Origin of the sequence: Escherichia sp. E1V33 (genome assembly GCF_004211955.1) — a bacterium.
Taxonomy (GTDB): domain Bacteria; phylum Pseudomonadota; class Gammaproteobacteria; order Enterobacterales; family Enterobacteriaceae; genus Escherichia.
In genome coordinates this window covers 217,605-233,735 of record NZ_RHJI01000021.1, presented here as the reverse complement: position 1 = coordinate 233,735, position 16,131 = coordinate 217,605, and the positions used below count along the sequence as shown (strand labels likewise).

Sequence of the window (16,131 nt, the reverse complement as noted above, 5' to 3'; positions counted from 1 at the left end):
CTGCCAGGCATCAAATAAAGCGAAAGGCCATCCGGAAGGATGGCCTTTTTGCGTTGGTGCAAAACGAAAGGCTCAGTCGAAAGACTGGGCCTTTTGTCTTATCTATGACCCGTCCTGAATAGCGTAGACAGTAAAAACTACTGGATGCGGAGCTGACTAAGAAATAAAGATCCTACCATTCCCTTGTATACGCCAGATGCTCGCCCATTTCCATAAGACAACCTCACCTGAAATTCTACCAGGCCATCCTGAATAATCATTCTCCTGCTAACTAAATTCGCAGTTATGGTTGCATAAATACAAGTAACAAATGTATAACATTCACCTCGCTAAATAATAAACAACATCGACCGACAAAGCATCGGATTATGGCAGGAGAAATATTGGCATGGCAGAAAGTACTGTAACGGCAGACGGCAAACTGACAAGTAGTGATACTCGTCGCCGCATCTGGGCAATAGTAGGAGCCTCTTCAGGTAACCTGGTCGAATGGTTCGATTTTTATGTCTACTCATTCTGTTCCCTCTACTTCGCTCACATCTTCTTCCCTTCTGATAACACTACCACTCAATTACTGCAGACAGCCGGTGTTTTTGCTGCAGGCTTTCTGATGCGTCCAATAGGTGGCTGGCTATTTGGACGCATAGCCGATAAACATGGTCGTAAAAAATCAATGTTGCTATCGGTGTGTATGATGTGTTTCGGATCACTGGTTATCGCCTGCCTGCCAGGTTATGAGACTATCGGTACCTGGGCTCCAGCATTATTGCTTCTCGCGCGTTTATTTCAGGGATTATCCGTTGGCGGAGAATATGGCACCAGCGCCACTTATATGAGTGAAGTTGCTGTTGAAGGGCGAAAAGGGTTCTACGCTTCGTTCCAGTATGTCACGCTAATTGGCGGCCAGTTGCTGGCCTTACTGGTTGTGGTGGTTTTACAACATACTATGGAAGATTCTACTCTCAGAGAGTGGGGATGGCGCATTCCTTTTGCATTAGGAGCAGTGTTAGCCGTTGTAGCGTTGTGGTTACGTCGTCAATTAGATGAAACTTCGCAACAAGAAACGCGCGCTTTAAAAGAAGCGGGTTCAATGAAGGGATTATGGCGCAATCGTCGTGCATTCATCATGGTTCTTGGCTTCACTGCTGCGGGTTCCCTTTGTTTCTATACCTTCACCACTTACATGCAGAAGTATCTGGTGAATACTGCAGGAATGCACGCAAACGTAGCGAGCGGCATTATGACCGCGGCATTGTTTGTATTTATGCTTATTCAACCACTCATTGGCGCGCTGTCGGATAAGATTGGTCGCCGTACCTCAATGTTATGTTTCGGTTCTCTGGCAGCCATTTTTACCGTTCCTATTCTCTCAGCATTACAGAACGTTTCCTCGCCTTATGCCGCTTTTGGTCTGGTGATGTGCGCCCTGCTGATAGTGAGTTTTTATACATCAATCAGCGGGATCCTGAAGGCTGAGATGTTCCCGGCGCAGGTTCGCGCATTAGGTGTTGGTCTGTCATATGCAGTCGCCAATGCTATATTTGGTGGTTCGGCGGAGTACGTAGCGTTGTCGCTGAAATCAATTGGAATGGAAACAGCCTTCTTCTGGTATGTGACCTTAATGGCCGTGGTGGCATTGCTGGTTTCTTTGATGCTGCACCGCAAAGGGAAGGGGATGCGTCTTTAGTGACGGGTCAGTTGCCAGACTGTATAGCCGGTGCTTGCACCGGCGACATCCCAGGCAAAATCTTTCCAGCTCCAGCCGCTTCCTTCGGGGCGGCTATCCCAAAGTTCTTTTGATGCCCCCAGACCTACAGAGAACATCAGCCCGAACATCGCGCTGCGGTCGCGACTCATCCCCTGATGTTGCGCATATTCATTTCCTGCGGCGGAAAGCATCGCCGAGGCGATAAAGTGTTGAGCTTTATCCTGCCCGTGCCAGCTATCGTTAGCTATGTGGCTGCAACCAGAAAGTAACAATAGCGAACAGACAAAAAGAATACGCAACGCGGCCTCCAAAAAACAAACCCCGTACAGGACGGGGTTCAGATTACAGGATACGGCTAATTAATCGGTCGATGCGGATGCGGCGCAAACGGCGGATAAGTTTGCGAACTTTCACCGGGTAATCGGCAATACTTTGCAGATCGCGGTAGTGCTTAACAATGGTGGTATGCTCTCGGATCAGATCCAATTCTTTTTCACGTTGCGGCGCAAGCTCCAGTTGCGGATCGTGGATCAAAATGGCGTTTTCCAGATCCAGACGCCAGGCGCGTGGATTCAGGTTATTACCGGTTATCAGCATCCACTTATCATCAACCCACATTCCTTTCAGGTGGTAAGTATTGTCATCATCTTTCCATAACCGGACCACTAACTGGTCAGTATTGACGTAATACTGCAAACGGCTCAGGAAGCGACGCAGATTGATCTCATAAAGATAAGGCAACGCACCAATTATCTTGAATGGTTCATCTTCCGGAATATAGAAGTCATTCGCGGTTTTATCACCAACGATAATTTCGACCTTTTTCCCTTCGCGCAGCAACTGGATGATATTGCGCACCAGGATTGCCGGCAGGTTGAAGTATGGTGTGCAGATAGTCAGTTTCTGCTCGGCACAGGGCATCAGATGGAAAATGGTCTTGTTCAACAGACTCGATTTCCCCAGGCCCACCAACGGCGTGACGGAAAGTTGATCGTTATCAGCATCTCCCTGGAAATGATAAGCGGCATCACGCAACTCCTGGCGGAACAGGCGAATGTCGTTCTTGATTTCCGGACTTTTTGGGCGATGTTCATCATCCAGACGGTTAACACCGCGACCATTCATAATATTCTGCGTAACCCATTCAAACATAATGTCTGACATCTTGCGGTTACGAATCAGATGATAACGGTCGTAGCGGTATTTATCATGCTGATGCAGATAAACATCGTTCAGGCTCGCACCGCTGTAAAGTACGCTATCGTCGATGATAAAGCCTTTAAAATGCAGAACGCCCAGGGCTTCACGGGTATTGATGGGAACGCCATAAACCGGAACATCTACGCCCGGATTTTCCTGCGCCATGCGGCAGTACCAGTCAGCGTTAGTGTTAGATGCCGCAGCGCCAATGCGTCCACGTTGCGCACGATGCCAGTCGACCAGCACCCGCACATCCAGTTCCGGACGCTGCCGTTTAGCCTCATATAGCGCGCTCAGAATGCCTTTGCCACCGTCATCCTGTTCGAGATACAGGGCAACAATGCAAATGCGCTGCTTCGCGCTGGCTATTTTTTCCAGCAGCGTCTCCCGGAAATCGGCGGGAGCGTAAAAGAAATCGACATCATCAACTGATTGAGAAATCTTGGGTAGTTGGGCAAGGTGTTGTTGATGTTTATTACGCTTAAATTTTGACAACATCACAGTGCATTTCTTCTCTGTTCATTGAAGGGTCCTCTGTGCAATGCAGACGACATAAGCGGGCAATAATAACACCAGTCCCGATTAAGTGGTCAACATTTCCAGTACCTTACTCATGATTCCTCGCGCTGGGCAAGATTTAGCGTAAGCCCAACGATCCCCTCTTCGAGCTGGATATCGACGTTAAACCCGAGCTTGCGGGCCAGCGCCACCATGCCACGATTGTTTGGCATCGTAATACCATTCAGACGTTGTAATCCGTGATCTCGCGTATAGGTAATCAACTTTTCCATTAAGCGTCGACCTAAGCCTAACCCTTTGAGATCCGAGCGAACCAGCACGGCAAATTCGGCATCGATGTTATCAGGGTCGGAGATCGCACGCGTGACGCCGAGGATCTCTTCCGTTTGATCAAAACGTCGCACCGCCACAAACGCCATTTCCCGATCGTAGTCGATCTGCGTCATGTTAGCTAAATCTTCATGGGTGAATTCGTTGATCTCGCTAAAGTAGCGGTAATAAAGATCTTCTTTGGTGACTCGCGAAATAAATTGCTGAAGCTGTGGCTCATCTTCCGGCAAAATCGGGCGGAACAAGCAACGTACGCCGTTTTTCAATTCAACCCACTCTTCCAGCTGATGCGGGTACGGGCGCACGGCCAGCCGACTCTCGTTATCGCCTTCAAATGGCGCAATATCGAGCGTGACATCCAGGGCTGTAAATTCACTGCCGGAAGCCAGCAAAGGATGAATATCCAGCCGCTGGATCTCCGGGCAATCGACAATCAGGTTGGAAACCTGCACCAGTAACTGGCTTAATCCGGCCACATCCAGCGGGCGCAGTGCACTACGCGCACGAATCTTTTTACTTTTGATCCCCTGAATAACCAGATAGCGGGCCAGGTTCATGTTCAGCGGCGGTAGTGCGACGACGGCTTGATCTTCAGGACGCCACTCCACACCGCCTTCTCCCAGCATGATCAACGGCCCGAAAACCGGATCGTGCTCAACCACCACCCGCAACTCCTGAGCGCCAGCCCGGTTAGCCATACTTTGCACCAACAGGCCGTGGATACGTGCCTGCGGCCAGGCCATTTTTACGCGATCGAAAATAGCGTTTGCCGCTTGCTGGACTTCATTGGCTGTACGCAGGTAGAGCATGACACCCTGAACTTCCGATTTATGTGGAATATCCGGCGAACGCAATTTCAGCGCCACCGGATAACCAATCTGTTCGGCAATATGCACCGCTTCGGTGCTATCGCTGGCAATCCAGGTGGGAAGCGTGTTCATACCGTACGCTTGCAGGATGGGCTGAACTTCATGGGTATCGAGCGACGTTGCTCCTTCGGCAATCGCCTGTTGCAACAGAAGATGCGCTTCTGCGGTATTAGAGGTCAGATTGCTGGGCAGCGCCGGCGTTTCGCGTAGTTGCTTCTGGTTACGCCGGTACTCCACCATATGCATAAAAGCAGTGATAGTTCCTTCTGGCGTTCGATAGGTCGGCAGCCCGGCTTCGCTGAATAAACGTCGTGCCTCTTGCGAGGAGTGCTCGCCACACCAGTTCGTCAGCAGAGATACATACTTGCTGCGGGGATGATGCTTTACCGCTTCAATTAATGCTTGCGCGCTTTCTGTTGCGGGAGCAGCGGCGCTGGGCGAATGAATAACCATCAGCGCATCAAAATCCTGGCTGTGGAGCAGAATGTCCAGCGTTTTGACATAATGCTCGCAACTGGCGTCATCGCGCAGATCGAGCGGGTTAGAGATTGCCACATGTTCTGGCAGTGCATCGCGCAGTTTCTGGCAGGTCTCTTCACTGAGCGTTGCCAGCTTGCCATTGCGTGACCATAAGGCATCCAGCGCCAGCGCGGCAGGCGCAGCACCGTTGCTGATAATCATCAGGCGATCACCACGCAGCGGGCGCATATGGCTAAGGGTTTCCACTGCCGAAAACAGTTCGTGTGTGTCCTGTACCCGCAACAAACCGGCGCGCTGAATAGCCGCATCCCATGCCGGGTCCATTCCTGCCGTTGTGTTCAGCAATCGCTGTGCCGCCGGGCTACGTCCGCTTTTAATCACCAGAATCGGTTTATTACGCGAGGCACTACGGGCCGCCGAAACAAAGCGTCGCGCATCGCTTAACTGTTCGAGATAGAGCAGGATGGCGCTGGTTTTACTGTCGCGTGCCAGGTAATCGAGCAATTCATCAACGTCGATATCCAGACTATCGCCGAGCGCAATAAAATACGAAAAGCCCATTTCACGCTGTTGCGCCCAGTCGAGAATGGTGTTGGAAACAGCAGCCGATTGCGAAATAAACGCCAGCTTGCCGCGTTTAATCGGCACCGGGGAAAAGCTGGCATTCAGACCTTGCCACGGCGCCAGTAATCCCAGACTGTTTGGCCCAAGCAGGCGCATGTTATGGCGCTGGGCGCAGACACGGAGATCTTCGTGTTGCGATGCCGGGGCAGAAAGAATAATGCAGGTTTTACAGCCTTTCTCGCCGAGCTCTTCCAGAAGCGCCAGATTGCGGCTGGCATTGGTACACAGTACGGCAAGGTCGGGCGTAAATGGAAGACTGGCGATGTCCGGCCAGGCCAGTACGCCTTGTACCGCTTTCCAGGCAGGCGTCACCGGTAACACCGGTCCGTTAAAGCCACCCGCCAGCAGGTTACGCATCATCAGGTAACCTGCGCGATTAGGTTTCATCGATGCGCCAATTACCGCTATCGATTTTGGTCGCAGTAGTGCTTCCAGTCCTCGCTGACTCATACCAGTCTCCCGCAGAAGTGACTGAATGATTTTAAACGCTTTCTAACTGTTCTGCTGTGATGCTACCCAGATGTTGCGTTTTTCCTGCCAGATAGCGTGTTTTAAAGCGAGTGAAATGCTCGCCTAAGCTAGTCGCAGCTCCGGTATCGCCCGCCATATCTAAAAGTGCGATAGCTACTTCAGCGGTACAATATTGGCCTTCAGCCTGGGCTTCACGCAGGCGATAGGCAGAAAGGCGGGAAAGATCGACGGAAATGACGGGAAGATTATCCAGATACGGACTTTTACGAAACATCTTGCGAGCTTCCGGCCAGGTGCCATCGAGCATAATAAATAGCGGTGGCTTACCGGAAGGCGGCCTGACGATGACTTCCCGTTGCTCATCAGCATACGAGGCGGGAAAAACCACCATTGGCTGATATTCCTGATTCTGTACCAGATCCAGCAAGTCCTGCGAGGGTTCAGTACGTGACCATTGAAACGCAACGGTATTCGGCAAGATATCGGCAATCAAACGCCCGGTATTGCTGGGCTTCATTGGCTCGGTGTCGAACATCAGCAAACAGAAGCGACTTTTTGCTTCCGCTGGCGTGATCGTTGAACAGAGACATAATTTCTCTGGTAATAGACAGCGTTGGCAACGACGAACGCGATTACCACGGGCAAGAAAAGGACGCGTTGCGCGCGCAATACGCTCGGCGCGTAACTGGAGAACAGCGTTTTCGGTCATGAGAGAGAGCGTCGAAAAAACGCCATTGTCGCAGAGGAGGAAACGGGGCACAAGATGTGCCCCGACAAGGTTAAAGCGATTCGTTCAGCCAGCTGTCGAACGGCGCTTTCGGTACTGCGCCATTAAGCATGTCGACAACCTGACCGTTTTTGAAAATCATGATCGTCGGTATGCTACGAATTCCAAAGCGACTGCTCAATTCACGTTCAGCCTCGGTATTCACTTTCACAAAGCGCACTTTACCGCTACGCTCTTGCGCGACATCTTCAAAAATTGGTGCGAAATTACGGCAGGGGCCGCACCACGGTGCCCAGAAGTCGATCACCACAGGCAGATCGTCTTTCAGTAATTTGTCGAGCGTTTCACCGGTCGCATTAATCACCTCTCCGTCAAACAAGTCGTGACCGCAGCGTCCGCATTTTGCCGCATCTTCGATCCGATCGTCGGGAATGCGATTGATAGCCTGACAATGGGTACAAACGGTATTCATAACTAACCTCGGGATGAGTAAGGAGACTTATCGGCAACGACGCCGGTATGTTTCTAATATGTTACATATTATCGGGGGCATTGTTCCAGACAACAATCTGTTTTATTCAATAGGTACGATAGTCGCAGGCTTTGGTACGAAATCATGGCGAACCGCGCTCACTTCGGGTAATCTGCGCGCTTCGCGCAGCGCTGGTGGAGAAAAGCATGAACGATGAAATGAAAGGTAAAAGCGGCAAGGTCAAAGTGATGTATGTCCGCAGTGATGATGATTCTGATAAACGTACCCATAACCCGCGAACCGGGAAAGGGGGCGGGCGTCCAGGAAAATCTCGTGCTGACGGTGGCCGTCGCCCCGCCCGCGATGACAAACAGAGTCAGCCCCGTGACCGGAAGTGGGAAGATTCGCCGTGGCGCACGGTTTCCCGCGCGCCGGGTGATGATACGCCAGAAAAGGCCGATCACGGTGGCATTAGTGGTAAAAGTTTTATTGATCCGGAAGTGTTGCGTCGTCAGCGTGCGGAAGAAACCCGCGTCTACGGCGAAAATGCATGTCAGGCGCTTTTCCAGAGCCGTCCGGAAGCGATTGTTCGCGCCTGGTTTATCCAGAGCGTAACGCCACGTTTTAAAGAAGCCTTGCGCTGGATGGCGGCAAACCGCAAAGCGTACCATGTGGTGGATGAAGCCGAACTGACAAAGGCGTCAGGCACGGAACATCACGGTGGCGTTTGCTTCCTGATCAAAAAGCGTAACGGCACAACCGTGCAGCAGTGGGTAAGTCAGGCAGGCGCGCAGGATTGTGTACTGGCGCTGGAAAACGAATCTAATCCGCATAACCTGGGCGGCATGATGCGCAGCTGCGCGCACTTCGGCGTGAAAGGTGTTGTGGTGCAGGATGCGGCGTTGCTGGAATCGGGAGCGGCTATCCGTACCGCAGAAGGCGGCGCAGAACATGTTCAGCCGATTACTGGCGACAACATTGTTAACGTGCTGGATGATTTCCGTCAGGCGGGCTACACCGTGGTGACCACTTCCAGCGAGCAAGGTAAACCGCTGTTCAAAACCAGTCTGCCAGAAAAAATGGTGCTTGTGCTGGGTCAGGAATATGAAGGGTTACCGGATGCCGCACGCGATCCGAACGATTTACGCGTGAAGATTGACGGTACTGGCAACGTTGCCGGGCTGAATATCTCTGTCGCAACCGGCGTTCTTCTTGGCGAATGGTGGCGTCAGAATAAAGCCTGATATGATAAATCAGCCGGGTGGCAGTTCTGCCATCCGGCGTTTTCCTGCAAATTTATTCACTCTCTGCCGGTAATACTGGCATCCAGTCAATCGGCGTCTCGCCACGTTGTTCCAGCCACTGATTTGCCAGCACAAAATGATTACAGCCAAAGAATCCACGATGCGCAGAAAGCGGTGACGGATGCGGTGCTTTCAGCACGTGATGGCGTTGCTTATCTATAATCGCCCCTTTCTTTTGTGCATGCGATCCCCACAACAAAAACACCACACCTTCGCGATGCTGATTAATCAGACTGATGACTTTATCCGTAAACGTCTCCCAACCGAGGCTGGCGTGGGAATGCGCCTGACCTGCGCGAACCGTCAACACAGTATTGAGCAGCAGAACGCCCTGACGGGCCCAGCTTTCAAGATAGCCATGAGTTGGGCGAGTAAAGCCAGGAATAGTATTTTCCAGCTCTTTATACATATTCAGTAGTGACGGTGGTGTTGGAATTCCGGGGCGAACGGAAAACGCCAGACCATGTGCCTGTCCCGGTCCGTGATAGGGATCCTGGCCGAGAATCACCACTTTAACGTCACCCAACTCTGTAAAGCGGAACGCATTAAAGACATCTTTTTGTGGCGGATAGATAGTGATGCCCGACTGCCGCTCGCTGGCGACGGTCTGAAGGGTATTAAGAAAATAGGGTTGCTGCTTCTCTTCAGCCAGCACGTCGTGCCAGGTTAATTCGTTAGCCATCTCGCTCTCCTGCGAATCTTCAATCCGCCTAGCTTAACTGCTTCTTTCTACAGAACAAAACCAGGCTCGCTTTTTAGCCAAAAATACGTGAAAAAAAATGTAAATTGGTAAAATTTCACACCCGCATAAGTTGATGTAAAACAATAAAATCCATTTGCGACCTTACTTGGTGTGTGGTTTTTGTTGATTTAAATCAAAGAATCAGGGGGCTCTGAGGAGTATATATACACTCAAGCAACAATGGTTTTACCAATTGGCCGCGACAGGCTGATCAAATCAAATAAATTTTGCCGGGGAGGCATCACATGATTACAGGTATCCAGATTACTAAAGCCGCTAACGACGATCTGCTGAACTCTTTCTGGCTGCTGGACAGCGAAAAAGGCGAAGCGCGTTGCATCGTTGCGAAAGCAGGTTTTGCAGAAGACGAAGTGGTTGCAGTAAGCAAACTGGGTGACATTGAGTACCGTGAAGTTCCAGTAGAAGTTAAACCAGAAGTTCGCGTAGAAGGTGGTCAGCACCTGAACGTAAACGTTCTGCGTCGTGAAACTCTGGAAGATGCAGTTAAGCATCCGGAAAAATATCCGCAGCTGACCATCCGTGTATCCGGTTATGCAGTTCGCTTTAACTCTCTGACTCCGGAACAGCAGCGCGACGTTATCGCTCGTACCTTTACTGAAAGCCTGTAAGGCTTAAGTAGCAAGTTAATAAGCGGAAGAGGGCGACCTCTTCCGCTTTTTTCATTAATAGAAAATGCGTACCGCGCAATAGATCAGCAGCAGCGCGAGCACGATATTTAACTGGCGACCATACTGGCGAAACAATCGCTGAAACAGATGCCCCGCCAGCGCCCAGCACACATTACCAAACGTCCCAATCATCGCCAGCAAAACGCTGACGCCAACTACCCAGCTTAACGCCTGCGTTTGCGGCAGGACAAACGTCGAAAGTGCCGTAACGCCGTACAAAATGATTTTGACGTTCACAAACTGTAAAGCAAAGCTGGCCCAAAAACTGATCGGTTTTGTCTGAAGCCCGTCTTCCTTTGTTGGACTGGTAGCGATTTTCCACGCCAGCCAGACAATATATGCCGCCCCCGCCCAACTCAACAGATGTACGGCTGCCGGGTCGATAACAGCCAGTGAAAACGAAATTCCCGCACACAGCAGCATGACGATTAAAAATCCCAGACTCATTCCCGCCAGTACGCGGGTACTCTGACGAAACCCATGCGACGTGGCAGAACTAAGGGCGAGAATATTGTTTGGTCCTGGCGTGAGGGCGGTAATCAGGGTGTAGGTCCAAAAAGCACTTAAAAGGGTCGGTGTCACTTGTTATCTCCTCTGTTTTGGTAGACAGTACCCGACACAGAACATTTAAAAAAATGAATGTTTTCACATTCTAAATTCGATATTTTCGATAGGTTTGGGATTATGGATCTGCGCCGTTTTATTACGCTTAAAACCGTGGTGGAAGAGGGGACCTTTTTGCGTGCTTCGCAAAAATTGTGCTGCACACAGTCGACGGTTACCTTTCATATTCAGCAGCTTGAGCAGGAGTTCTCAGTCCGGTTATTTGAGAAAATTGGCCGACGGATGTGCCTCACTCGCGAAGGTAAAAAGCTGCTGCCGCACATTTATGAACTCACCAGAGTGATGGATACCCTTCGTGAGGCTGCCAAAAAGGAGTCGGATCCGGACGGGGAACTACGCGTTGTTTCGGGCGAAACGTTGCTCTCTTACCGAATGCCGCAGGTGTTGCAGCGTTTTCGGCAACGCGCCCCAAAAGTGCGTTTATCGTTGCAGTCTCTGAACTGTTACGTGATCCGTGATGCGCTACTGAATGATGAGGCCGATGTCGGTGTTTTTTATCGCGTAGGGAATGATGATGCCCTAAACCGACGAGAATTGGGTGAACAATCGCTGGTGCTGGTGGCGTCACCGCAAATTGCAGATGTCGATTTTACGCAGCCTGGCAGGCATAACGCCTGCAGTTTTATCATCAATGAGCCGCAATGCGTCTTCCGGCAGATCTTTGAAAGCACGCTGCGCCAGCGGCGGATCACAGTGGAAAGCACCATTGAGCTAATTAGCATTGAAAGTATCAAGCGTTGTGTTGCGGCAAATATCGGTGTCAGCTACTTGCCACGTTTTGCGGTGGCAAAAGAGCTTGAAAGCGGTGAATTAATTGAATTGCCCTTTGGCGAACAACCGCAGACCATTACAGCAATGTGCGCACACCATGCTGGAAAAGCGGTTAGCCCAGCGATGCACACTTTTATTCAGTGTGTTGAAGAGTGTTTTGTGGCTGGATAAAAACAATGCCGGGCTTAAACCCGGCATTCAACTTGTCGACAAAGTGCGCTTTGTTCATGCCGGATGCGGCGTAAACGCCTTATCCAGCCTACAAGATCGTGCAAATTCAATATATTGCATGAGCCGCGTAGGCCTGATAAGCGTAGCGCATCAGGCAGTTTTACGTTTGCCAGTACTTTCAATGCCGGGCTTAAACCCGGCATTCAACTTGTCGACAAAGTGCGCTTTGTTCATGCCGGATGCGGCGTAAACGCCTTATCCAGCCTTCAAGATCGTGAAAATTCAATATATTGCATGAGCCGCGTAGGCCTGATAAGCGTAGCGCATCAGGCAGTTTTGCGTTTGCCAGCACTTTTAATGCCGGGCTTAAACCCGGCATTATGATTACTCTTCTGTCGTTTGCGGCGGTACGCCTGTTCCGCTTGGTTTGCGGCGCTTACCAATATTTTTGGTATCGCGATGGCGTTTTTTCACCCGCGGCTTCTCTTTCTCTTTAGCCTTTTTCTTCTCGGCGCGTTTTGCCAGTACTTTCTTAGATGGCTTGCCTGTCTGCTTCTCGCTTGGCGCACGCGTTTTCGGGCGTAACTCATCAATTACGCGAGCTTTAATCGGCTCTTCAATGTAACGGCCAACCTTGCCCAGCAGCAGATGGTCATGGGCTTCCACCAGCGAAATCGCGGTTCCTTTACGACCGGCGCGCGCGGTACGTCCGATACGGTGCAAATAAGTATCGCCACTGCGCGGCATATCGAAGTTAAAGACGTGGCTGACGTCAGGAATATCGATACCGCGTGCAGCAACATCGGTGGCAACCAGTACGTTAACGCGACCTTCGGTCAGACGCTTAATCGCTTCGTTACGCTTGCCTTGTACCATCTCACCTTCGAGATAGCAGTTGTTGATGCCCGCTTCGCGTAGCCAGTTTGCCAGCTCATGCACACGCTCACGCTTACGCACAAACACGATTGAGCGAGTCGCCTCAGGCTGTTTTAACAGGTGCACCAGCAACGCGGTTTTATGCTCAAGATCATCGGCGCGGTAATACCACTGATGGATCTTTTTGCGCTCACGAGTGGAAGGATTAGCAGAAACTTCCACCGGATCTTCCAGCAGACGCTCGGCAAAATCCTGAATCGCATCGCCTTCCAGCGTTGCGGAGAAAAGCAGGGTCTGTTTACGCCAGCGCGTTTCGCCAGCAATTTGTTCGATATCCTGAGCGAAGCCCATATCCAGCATACGGTCTGCTTCGTCGAGGATCAGCGTTTCAACCGCGCGGCAATCGAAGTTCTCTTCTTTTATGTATTGCAGCAGACGTCCGGTCGTGGCGACCACGATATCCTGGTTTTCGCTGAACACTTCCGCGTGGTTCATATAGGCTACGCCGCCGGTGATGGTGGCGATATCCAGATGCGTATGTTTCGCCAGTTCGCGGGCATGATCGGCCACCTGCATCGCCAGCTCGCGAGTTGGGGTAAGGATCAAAATACGCGGCGGACCGGATTTCTTACGCGGGAAATCGAGCAGGTGCTGCAACGCTGGCAGCAGATACGCCGCCGTTTTACCGGTGCCTGTCGGCGCAGAACCGAGTACATCACGGCCATCGAGCGCAGGCGGAATGGCGGCAGCCTGAATGGCGGTCGGGCGAGTGAAACCTTTATCCTGGAGGGCTTCCAGCAGGCTTTCGTCGAGTTCAAGTTCGGAAAAAGTCGTTACAGTCATGTTCTACCTCTGTGTGGGGCGCTGATTATAGACGTTACGGCTGCAATCTTCATCTGTTTGTATGGATATCGCTTCTCAGGTATTGTTCTTACCCGGTGCTATCGCCGTTTTTCCAGCAAGGTTTGATTTACATGTCACAGTCTACATCCGTGCTTCGTCGTAATGGATTTACTTTTAAACAGTTTTTTGTCGGTCACGAACGATGTGCGATGAAAGTGGGAACGGATGGAATTTTACTTGGCGCATGGGCTCCGGTGGCAGAGGTAAAACGCTGCCTTGATATCGGCACTGGTAGCGGGTTGTTGGCACTGATGCTGGCGCAACGAACCGATGACAGTGTGATGATTGATGCGGTCGAGCTTGAAAACGAAGCGGCTGCCCAGGCGCAGGAAAATATTGCCCAGTCCCCGTGGGCAGAGCGGATTAACGTCCATACGGCGGATATTCAGCAGTGGGTAACACAGCAGACAGCACGCTTCGATTTAATCATCAGCAACCCGCCCTATTATGAGCAGGGAGTGGAGTGTGCGACACCGCAGCGGGAACAGGCGCGTTATACCACCACGCTGGATCATCAATCCTTGCTGACTTGCGCGGCAGAGTGCATTACCGAAGAGGGATTTTTCTGCGTGGTGCTGCCAGAGCAAATCGGTAATAGTTTTACTGAGCTGGCATTAAGCATGGGGTGGCATTTACGTTTGCGAACGGATGTGGCAGAAAACGAAGCGCGATTGCCGCATCGGGTGCTGCTGGCATTCTCCCCACTGGCAGGGGAGTGCTTTTGCGATCGCTTAGTGATTCGTGGGCCAGACCAGAACTATTCCGAAGCGTACACTGCGCTGACCCAAGCTTTTTATCTGTTTATGTAATGATTGACGGGGGAAAGGATCGACGGACCGGAATGCGTGAGCAGTTCCGGATAATCCAGCGTGAAATGCAACCCCCGACTCTCCTTACGCATCATTGCACAGCGAACAATTAACTCGGCAACCTGCACCAGATTACGCAGCTCCAGCAAATTATTCGACACGCGGAAGTGGGCGTAATATTCGTCTATTTCCTGTTGCAACATATTGATACGCCGCAGTGCGCGCTCAAGACGTTTTGTTGTGCGCACAATGCCGACGTAATCCCACATAAACAGGCGTAACTCATGCCAGTTATGTTGAATCACCACCAGTTCGTCAGGATTCTCAACACGGCTTTCATCCCACGGCGGTAACGTATTGACGCCGTGCGCATAAGGCATACGTTTTGTAATATCTTCCGCCGCCGACCAGCCATAGACCAGACACTCCAGCAAGGAGTTAGAGGCCATGCGGTTAGCGCCGTGTAAGCCGGTATAACTCACTTCGCCAATGGCATACAAGCCCTCGACGTCCGTACGTCCATGAACGTCAACCATTACACCGCCGCAGGTATAGTGCGCAGCAGGCACAATCGGCACCGGTTCTTGTGTGAGATCAAGCCCCAGCCCGAGCAGCTTTTCGTAGATCATTGGGAAATGCTGGTGAATAAAATCGGCGGGCTTATGGCTGATATCGAGGAACATACAATCCGCGCCGAGGCGTTTCATCTCATGGTCAATGGCGCGGGCGACAATATCGCGCGGGGCCAGTTCGCCGCGCACATCAAAATCAGGCATAAAACGAGTGCCATCCGGACGTTTCAAATAAGCGCCTTCGCCGCGTAAGGCTTCCGTTAACAGGAAATTCCGTGCCTGTGGATGGTACAGCGCGGTAGGGTGAAACTGATTAAATTCGAGATTGGCGACCCGGCAACCAGCACGCCAGGCCATGGCAATACCATCACCAGAGGAAATATCTGGATTGGTGGTGTACTGATAAACTTTCGACGCACCGCCAGTTGCCAGCACTACCGCTTTAGCGTGGCAAGTTTCCACTGTTTCTTTATTACGGTTCCACACCCACGCGCCAACAACCCGTCGCGTTCCAGGCAGACCAATCTTATCAGAAACAATCAGATCAACCGCATTGCTGCGTTCCAGCACACGAATATTCGGATGGTTCTGCGCCTTGCTCACCAGCGTGGTTTCTACTTCTCTACCGGTGGCGTCGGCAGCATGAAGAATACGACGGTGACTATGCCCACCTTCACGGGTCAGATGATAGCTTTCTTCGCCATTTGGCTGAATGTGGGTGTCAAACAACACTCCCTGATCGATTAGCCATTGCACGCAGGAACGCGCGTTGCTGGCGACAAACTCAACCGCATGGCGATCGCAAATGCCGGCGCCAGCAATTAATGTGTCTTCCACATGCGAGTCTATGCTGTCAGTTTCATCAAATACGGCGGCGATTCCGCCCTGGGCATAAAATGTTGAGCCTTCCGTTACCGGGCCTTTGCTAAGAACGATGACCTGATGCTGGTCAGCCAGACGTAGTGCCAGTGAAAGCCCGGCTGCGCCGCTACCGATAATCAACACATCGCAATAATGTTCAGGAAGAGTATTCATTTTGTTTGTTTAATTTACTAAACACAGTTTGGTCAGCATAGCATCACGTTGTGTAATTAAACACCTGCTATTTTAATATTTGTTACAATGGCTAAACAGGGAGATCCTGGGTGGTGGAAAAAAGAGAAGTTGCTTGCTGGCGGAGGATTAGGTGGTGAAATAAAAAGGCCGTTGGGGTACTCTTCAGGCAGTTAAATGGGCATTTCTACACAGATAATGCGATGTTCAGATTCTG

14 protein-coding genes are annotated in these 16,131 nt (G+C 51.2%); 5 read left to right on the top strand and 9 right to left on the bottom strand.

Going from position 1 to position 16,131, the window contains the following annotated elements:
• The first annotated feature begins 388 nt into the window (after positions 1–388).
• Complete coding sequence (kgtP, locus tag D9742_RS19590) at positions 389–1,687, top strand: alpha-ketoglutarate permease (RefSeq protein WP_130237958.1); 1,299 nt, start codon at positions 389–391, stop codon at positions 1,685–1,687.
• Here kgtP and D9742_RS19585 read toward each other — a convergent pair.
• The 5 genes from D9742_RS19585 to trxC all read right to left on the bottom strand — a co-directional run bounded on the left by D9742_RS19585 (position 1,684) and on the right by trxC (position 7,400).
• Positions 1,684–2,007: a YfiM family lipoprotein gene (locus D9742_RS19585; RefSeq protein ID WP_130237957.1), complete on the bottom strand. Its 324-nt coding sequence runs from the start codon at positions 2,005–2,007 to the stop codon at positions 1,684–1,686. The two genes, kgtP and D9742_RS19585, sit on opposite strands and share 4 nt — an antisense overlap.
• A gap of 43 nt (positions 2,008–2,050) precedes the next feature.
• Positions 2,051–3,406, bottom strand: coding sequence for a CDP-diacylglycerol--serine O-phosphatidyltransferase (gene pssA / locus D9742_RS19580; protein ID WP_130237959.1), 1,356 nt, complete (start codon positions 3,404–3,406; stop codon positions 2,051–2,053).
• A 113-nt stretch (positions 3,407–3,519) separates the two neighbouring features.
• Positions 3,520–6,180 (bottom strand): protein lysine acetyltransferase, encoded by a 2,661-nt coding sequence (gene pat / locus D9742_RS19575; protein ID WP_130237956.1) that lies wholly within the window; start codon positions 6,178–6,180, stop codon positions 3,520–3,522.
• 31 nt (positions 6,181–6,211) lie between these two features.
• Positions 6,212–6,910: a tRNA-uridine aminocarboxypropyltransferase gene (tapT, locus tag D9742_RS19570; protein WP_130237955.1), complete on the bottom strand. Its 699-nt coding sequence runs from the start codon at positions 6,908–6,910 to the stop codon at positions 6,212–6,214.
• A gap of 70 nt (positions 6,911–6,980) precedes the next feature.
• Entirely contained in the window at positions 6,981–7,400 is a 420-nt protein-coding gene (gene trxC, locus D9742_RS19565) for a thioredoxin TrxC (RefSeq protein ID WP_001098726.1), read from the bottom strand.
• A gap of 206 nt (positions 7,401–7,606) precedes the next feature.
• Here trxC and D9742_RS19560 point away from each other — a divergent pair, with 206 nt between their 5' ends.
• Positions 7,607–8,644, top strand: a complete 1,038-nt coding sequence (locus D9742_RS19560; RefSeq protein ID WP_130237954.1) for a tRNA/rRNA methyltransferase — start codon at positions 7,607–7,609, stop codon at positions 8,642–8,644.
• A 52-nt stretch (positions 8,645–8,696) separates the two neighbouring features.
• On the opposite strand, the gene ung is transcribed toward D9742_RS19560, so the two are convergent.
• Positions 8,697–9,386 carry a uracil-DNA glycosylase gene (ung, locus tag D9742_RS19555; RefSeq protein ID WP_130237953.1) on the bottom strand — a complete coding sequence of 230 codons (690 nt, stop codon included), beginning with the start codon at positions 9,384–9,386 and terminating at the stop codon, positions 8,697–8,699.
• A gap of 305 nt (positions 9,387–9,691) precedes the next feature.
• Here ung and grcA point away from each other — a divergent pair, with 305 nt between their 5' ends.
• Positions 9,692–10,075 (top strand): autonomous glycyl radical cofactor GrcA, encoded by a 384-nt coding sequence (gene grcA / locus D9742_RS19550; protein WP_000627804.1) that lies wholly within the window; start codon positions 9,692–9,694, stop codon positions 10,073–10,075.
• 54 nt (positions 10,076–10,129) lie between these two features.
• Here grcA and eamB read toward each other — a convergent pair whose 3' ends face one another.
• The gene (gene eamB, locus D9742_RS19545; protein WP_130237952.1) at positions 10,130–10,717 is read right to left on the bottom strand and encodes a cysteine/O-acetylserine transporter; all 588 of its coding nucleotides are present in this window, start codon (positions 10,715–10,717) and stop codon (positions 10,130–10,132) included.
• A 102-nt stretch (positions 10,718–10,819) separates the two neighbouring features.
• Here eamB and D9742_RS19540 point away from each other — a divergent pair, with 102 nt between their 5' ends.
• Positions 10,820–11,701, top strand: a complete 882-nt coding sequence (locus D9742_RS19540; RefSeq protein WP_130237951.1) for a LysR family transcriptional regulator — start codon at positions 10,820–10,822, stop codon at positions 11,699–11,701.
• A 384-nt stretch (positions 11,702–12,085) separates the two neighbouring features.
• On the opposite strand, the gene srmB is transcribed toward D9742_RS19540, so the two are convergent.
• Positions 12,086–13,420 carry an ATP-dependent RNA helicase SrmB gene (srmB, locus tag D9742_RS19535; RefSeq protein WP_000219199.1) on the bottom strand — a complete coding sequence of 445 codons (1,335 nt, stop codon included), beginning with the start codon at positions 13,418–13,420 and terminating at the stop codon, positions 12,086–12,088.
• A 131-nt stretch (positions 13,421–13,551) separates the two neighbouring features.
• Here srmB and trmN point away from each other — a divergent pair, with 131 nt between their 5' ends.
• Positions 13,552–14,289 carry a tRNA(1)(Val) (adenine(37)-N(6))-methyltransferase TrmN gene (gene trmN, locus D9742_RS19530; protein WP_130237950.1) on the top strand — a complete coding sequence of 246 codons (738 nt, stop codon included), beginning with the start codon at positions 13,552–13,554 and terminating at the stop codon, positions 14,287–14,289.
• Here the strand turns inward: trmN and nadB are convergent.
• Positions 14,274–15,896 (bottom strand): L-aspartate oxidase, encoded by a 1,623-nt coding sequence (gene nadB / locus D9742_RS19525; protein WP_130237949.1) that lies wholly within the window; start codon positions 15,894–15,896, stop codon positions 14,274–14,276. The two genes, trmN and nadB, sit on opposite strands and share 16 nt — an antisense overlap.
• Positions 15,897–16,131: the final 235 nt, after the last annotated feature.

Excerpts from the sequence above, each read along its gene's own strand:
- pssA (WP_130237959.1), bottom strand. The coding sequence starts at position 3,406 with ATGTTGTCAAAATTTAAGCGTAATAAACATCAACAACACCTTGCCCAA.
- nadB (WP_130237949.1), bottom strand. The coding sequence starts at position 15,896 with ATGAATACTCTTCCTGAACATTATTGCGATGTGTTGATTATCGGTAGC.
- ung (WP_130237953.1), bottom strand. The coding sequence starts at position 9,386 with ATGGCTAACGAATTAACCTGGCACGACGTGCTGGCTGAAGAGAAGCAG.
- tapT (WP_130237955.1), bottom strand. The coding sequence starts at position 6,910 with ATGACCGAAAACGCTGTTCTCCAGTTACGCGCCGAGCGTATTGCGCGC.
- trmN (WP_130237950.1), top strand. The coding sequence starts at position 13,552 with ATGTCACAGTCTACATCCGTGCTTCGTCGTAATGGATTTACTTTTAAA.
- pat (WP_130237956.1), bottom strand. The coding sequence starts at position 6,180 with ATGAGTCAGCGAGGACTGGAAGCACTACTGCGACCAAAATCGATAGCG.
- kgtP (WP_130237958.1), top strand. The coding sequence starts at position 389 with ATGGCAGAAAGTACTGTAACGGCAGACGGCAAACTGACAAGTAGTGAT.
- D9742_RS19560 (WP_130237954.1), top strand. The coding sequence starts at position 7,607 with ATGAACGATGAAATGAAAGGTAAAAGCGGCAAGGTCAAAGTGATGTAT.
- D9742_RS19540 (WP_130237951.1), top strand. The coding sequence starts at position 10,820 with ATGGATCTGCGCCGTTTTATTACGCTTAAAACCGTGGTGGAAGAGGGG.
- srmB (WP_000219199.1), bottom strand. The coding sequence starts at position 13,420 with ATGACTGTAACGACTTTTTCCGAACTTGAACTCGACGAAAGCCTGCTG.
- trxC (WP_001098726.1), bottom strand. The coding sequence starts at position 7,400 with ATGAATACCGTTTGTACCCATTGTCAGGCTATCAATCGCATTCCCGAC.
- grcA (WP_000627804.1), top strand. The coding sequence starts at position 9,692 with ATGATTACAGGTATCCAGATTACTAAAGCCGCTAACGACGATCTGCTG.